This is a genomic window from Streptomyces sp. NPDC090499 (genome assembly GCF_044769305.1).
GTDB lineage: Bacteria > Actinomycetota > Actinomycetes > Streptomycetales > Streptomycetaceae > Streptomyces.
In genome coordinates, this window is record NZ_JBIVXP010000009.1 from 224,244 (window position 1) to 228,624 (window position 4,381).

Consider the following 4,381-nt stretch of genomic DNA (forward strand, 5'->3'; position numbering starts at 1 on the left):
GGGGCGGGTGCGCCCTGCTTGGGGGGGGGTGGGGCTGCCCGCCGGGGGGCCCCCGTGCCCGGGGGCCTGGGCGGGGGCCCCCCCCCCCCCGCCCCGGGGTGCTGGACGCACCCCGCCTGTGACGTGCCTCATTCCCTCTTCGGGCCCGACTCTCTAGCCTGATGGTCACGAGCGGGGCAGCGCGGCTCCGCGACACAGCTCGCGGGACCGATCTGCCGGACACAGGCGAGCACGTCCCCGAGGGATCTACCGCCGTGACCGACGATCTGACACCTGTCATAGCCGCCTCCACCCGCTGGCTCCTCGCTGCCTATCCGGCCTCGGGCGGCGCGCTCGGCCGGGCGCTGGCCGAAGCCCAGGCTCGGCAGGCCGTCACGCTCGCCGCCGCCCTGCGATACCCCGGTGAGGTCGACGTGGCGTTGCTCCACCTGCTCGCACCCAGCGGGTCCGATCGCCTGGACCGGGTCAGCGGAAGTGGGCCGCACGGCGATGACGACGCGTGGCGGACCTGGGTCGACGAGGCTGTCGTCAGCTGGGCGGCCTGCCTGCTGGCCGACCCGGCGCTGGCCGCCCACGCCGCATGCCGAGCCGAGGCCGCGCACGAGCACCAGGCTGCCCACGGTCTACGACGGCTGACCACACCGGGAACACGGGACACCGAGGCCGCGACTCTGCTGCGCCATCCCGACCTGCTCGAAGACATCGCCCGCCTCCACCGGGCACAGCTCCTGGACCTGCTCAGCGTCGACACCGCCGAGCTGCTCTGACGAAGCCCGGGATCACGGCCCGTCACCTGTGTCTCGTGCGGGCCGCTGCTTGTACGGGCCTCCGGACGGGCACGTCCGCCTTCCGGGCCTCGCCGATCAGATCCGCGACGGCCGGCGCGATCCGGCCGACGGCGGGTACAAGCAGTTCCGCGTCCGCACGGTCGTACGTGTTGGTCATGTCGATGACGACGAGTGAGGTGCCCGCGGTCTGCGGGGAGCCGTCCGCCGTGGTCACCACTTCACTCAGCCGCACAGCGCCGACAGGACCTTGGTGCGGTAGCGGTCGAAGAAGCCCTGCTGGTCCTTGCCGATCTGGTTGACGTACACCGTGTCGAAGCCGGCCTCGACGAACCGGCACCCCTGGGAAGCGGTCAGCCGGGCCAGGTACCGGTCGGGCCGCGGACGCCGGTCGCGTCGGCGCGGTAGCCGGCCAGCCCTGACCACCGCGAAGTCGGCGCCCGGGAGCGCGGTGGCCGGCACCTCGTGCCAGGACCGCTGATCGGCGGTGGCTTCGCGGTAGCCGGCCAGCCCTGACCACCGCGAAGCCGGCGCCCGGGAGCGCGGTGGCCGGCACCTCGTGCCAGGACCGCTGATCGTCGGTGGCTTTCGGAGCGTCCTCCCGGTGACGGAGCACCTACCAGGTCGTCCGAACAGTGCTCCCGCGGCCAAGCCACCGGCAGTACCGAGAGCCAGCCCCCGCTTACCCCTTCGTACGGCGGCAGACCACCCACAGCACCACGGCGGCACCCGCCATCGCCCACAGCACCTTGCGGTTGTCCTGTGCCAGTCGTGCTCCCTGCGCGGCCTTTTCGGTGACGGGGTCGGGCAGCCGCTCCTGGGCCTGTTGCGCGATGCCGACGGTCTTGGCCTTGACCTGGTCGGCCTTCGCCGCGGCCTGTTCCTTCACCACGTGGGCCCGGTCCGCCGCCTGCTCCTTGACCTCGGCGCTCTTCTGCCGGGCGCGCGCCTTGACGTCGGTCTTCGCCGCGAGGGCCTCGACCGTCTCCCCGAGCTCGGCACGGGTCTGCTCGACCTGCTCCCGGAGTTCCTCGGGAGTGGAAGCGGTGGGTTCGTCGTGGGGCGGCTGGGTCATCGGTGCGCACTCTCCTTGATCGTGGCCATGTCGGCCTTCACGTTTTCGATCGTCTGCTCGGGCGTGGGCGGTACCGCCTGCCCGATCTGTTTCCTGCCGCTCCTGGCAAGCACCGCGGCGATCACGCCGAGCGCCGCCGTGACGACCAGTCCGGCCGCCCAGACCGGCACCACCACCGCGAGCGCGGCGATGACCGTGGCCACCAGCGCCTGGAGCATCAGGAAGCCGACGACACCGGCGCCGCCGAACAGACCGCCGCCTTTGCCGTAGTGACTGCCCTTCTGCTTGATCTCCGCCTGCGCCAGCCGCAGTTCGCCGCGCACCAGCTCGGTCAGCTGCTGCGAAGCCCGCTGCACCAGTTCGCCCACCGGCTCCTGGCCCGAGCGCTCCGTGTGAGGGCCGGTTGAGGCGCGGTGCGGCTCTGTGCTCGACACGGCGTTCACCTCCCGTTCCGTTCGTGCCCCCCGGGCCCGTCATGCCCGGCGGTGTGACGATCGCGCGAGTACCCCGAACAGCCGGGTTCAGGACAGCCACCGACAGCCCTGTGCCGGGGGAGGTTGATGCGTCGTCCAGTCGGCGCGCGTCGGCCTCGTCCCGGGTCCGGGTGGAACGAGGCTCGGTGTAGGGCTCCGTGCCGCGAGGCAGGCCGCCCGCGACGGCACGCCGGCGTGCGGTCTCCGCGTCGAACTCCAGGCCCAGCAGGACGGCCGGGTTGCTGATCCACAGCCGGACGAGGAACATGACGACGCCCGCCATGGTCCCGTAGGTCTTGTTGTACGAGGCGAAGCCCGCGACGTGGACCACGAATCCGGCGGAGGCGACGAGCCAGATCAGCAGGGCGACGACACTGCCCGGCGTGACCCACCGGAACCCTCGGACCCTCGCGTTCGGGCTCGCCCGGTACAGGACGGCGATCAACAGCGTGACCAGGAGTACGAGGGCCGGCCACTTGGCGATCGACCACACTGTCAGCGCGACGTCGCCGAGTCCCAGGGCGGCTCCGGCCCGGCGGGCGACGCCGCCGGTCAAGACCACGATCAGCGCGCCGGCCGCCGCCATCACCATCAACGTCAATGCGAGCAGGACCCGCAGGGGGAGGATCGTCCACAACGGGCGGCCCTCCGGCACGTCGTAGACGGTGTTCGCGGCCCGGATGAACGCCGCGACGTACCCGGAGGCCGACCAGAGAGCCGGCAGGAGGCCGACGACCGCCATGGCGGACCCGGCACCGGCCTTGCCCCGCAATTTCCGTAGTACGTCAGGGCCGCGGCGCGATCGGTCAGTTCGTCCGCCCCGAACTCGTGCAGGGAGCCCTTGAGGACGGCGACCCGGGCCTGTTCCGGGAGTTTCGTGGGTGCGTCCGGCGCCCGCCGTTCCACATCGGCTCCGGGTCCCGCCTCCTCGGGCGTCGGTATCCCGCGTGCCCTGTCCCCGCCGCTGTTCCGGTGTGCCGTCCGCCGGGAAATGCGAGGCCTCCGTATGCGTGTCGGGTATCCCTCAAGAGCCCCTCCACACCGCGCGGTGGGCACCGTGACGCACCGTCAGTCCGCTGGGTGGCCTGGCGTGATGTCCATGGCGTCGTGCAGGGTCAGCAGCCGTGTTCCGGCACCCGAGAGGCTGCCCGCCGCCTCCGGAGCGAGTAGGAAGCCGACGTGGTCGCCGCCGTCGGTCCGGCTCTCCACGTGACCGACGAACCAGGCGGGAGCCTCGTCGAGGATCAGCGATCCTCGCGGCCCCGGATGCCACGCGACGTCCGCGAACTTGTCGGTGCGGTCGCCGGTTTCGCCGCCGAAGAGCCGGGCCAGCCGGTCCTGGTCGCGGCGCAGCAGATGGACCGTCAGACGTTCGGCACGCTCGGCGACCCGGTACGTCCGGTTGGCCCTGGACAGCCAGACCATGAACCGCGCGGGCCGGATCGAACACTGCGAGGCGAACCCGACCAGACAGCCGGCCTTTTCCCCGTCGGCCTCCACGGTCACGACGTACATCGGAGAGTCGAGCAGGCCGGTGAAGGAATCAAGATCGGTCACGGTACTCGGCTCCTGCCTCCGGAAATCGGACCCCGGATCGCTCCGCGCCTCGTCGATGACCGTAAACGTACCCGTGCTCCACGGGACTCGCTCGTCGGGCGCCCCCGCCGAAGCCGAAGTGCCCGTCGGCCGTCGTGTCCGGTTCTTCGCCCTCCTCACCCGAACGACGCTGTGATGAGAGCGATGTCGTCGTCCTTGTTCTGCCCGAAACGGTCGAGCAACAGGTCGCACGTGCCTTCGAGTGCTGTTGCGCCGTCGGCCACGGTGTCGTGGAGTTCGGTGAGGCTGGTGTCGAGGTTGGTGTTGCGCACCTCGACGAGGCTGTCCGTCACCATGAGGAGCCGGGTCCCGGGTGGGGCAGGGAGGGCGGCGGGCGGCGGCTGGCGGAGTCCGAGCACGGTGTCGTGGAGTTCGGTGAGGCTGGTGTCGAGGTTGGTGTTGCGCACCTCGACGAGGCTGTCCGTCACCATGAGGAGCCGGGTCCCGGGTGG

At 71.5% G+C, this 4,381-nt stretch carries 6 protein-coding genes and 2 pseudogenes; 1 reads left to right on the top strand and 7 read right to left on the bottom strand.

The annotated features are described in order from the left end of the window. The first annotated feature begins 254 nt into the window (after window positions 1-254). On the top strand, window positions 255-767 hold the full coding sequence (locus tag ACIQVL_RS30640) for a hypothetical protein (RefSeq protein WP_403445289.1): 513 nt from the start codon (window positions 255-257) through the stop codon (window positions 765-767). Between the two features lie 22 nt (window positions 768-789). Here the strand turns inward: ACIQVL_RS30640 and ACIQVL_RS30645 are convergent, their stop codons facing one another. The 7 genes and pseudogenes from ACIQVL_RS30645 to ACIQVL_RS30675 form a co-directional block, all read right to left on the bottom strand. Next, window positions 790-1,020: a hypothetical protein gene (locus tag ACIQVL_RS30645; protein ID WP_403445286.1), complete on the bottom strand. Its 231-nt coding sequence runs from the start codon at window positions 1,018-1,020 to the stop codon at window positions 790-792. After that, window positions 1,011-1,118, bottom strand: a pseudogene (locus ACIQVL_RS30650) (LLM class F420-dependent oxidoreductase); the annotation flags it as partial. The gene ACIQVL_RS30645 and the pseudogene ACIQVL_RS30650, both read right to left, overlap by 10 nt. Window positions 1,119-1,467: 349 nt before the next feature. Further along, window positions 1,468-1,860 carry a DUF3618 domain-containing protein gene (locus ACIQVL_RS30655; RefSeq protein WP_403445376.1) on the bottom strand — a complete coding sequence of 131 codons (393 nt, stop codon included), beginning with the start codon at window positions 1,858-1,860 and terminating at the stop codon, window positions 1,468-1,470. Next, on the bottom strand, window positions 1,857-2,228 hold the full coding sequence (locus ACIQVL_RS30660; protein WP_403445283.1) for a phage holin family protein: 372 nt from the start codon (window positions 2,226-2,228) through the stop codon (window positions 1,857-1,859). Before ACIQVL_RS30660 ends, ACIQVL_RS30655 begins: the two co-directional genes overlap by 4 nt. 196 nt (window positions 2,229-2,424) lie before the next feature. Next, window positions 2,425-3,326, bottom strand: a pseudogene (locus ACIQVL_RS30665) (YihY/virulence factor BrkB family protein); the annotation flags it as partial. A 75-nt stretch (window positions 3,327-3,401) separates the two neighbouring features. Then, entirely contained in the window at window positions 3,402-3,890 is a 489-nt protein-coding gene (locus ACIQVL_RS30670) for a flavin reductase family protein (protein ID WP_403445282.1), read from the bottom strand. 155 nt (window positions 3,891-4,045) lie between these two features. After that, a partial coding sequence (locus ACIQVL_RS30675; protein WP_403476932.1) for a SpoIIE family protein phosphatase occupies window positions 4,046-4,381 on the bottom strand: 336 nt, incomplete at its 5' end.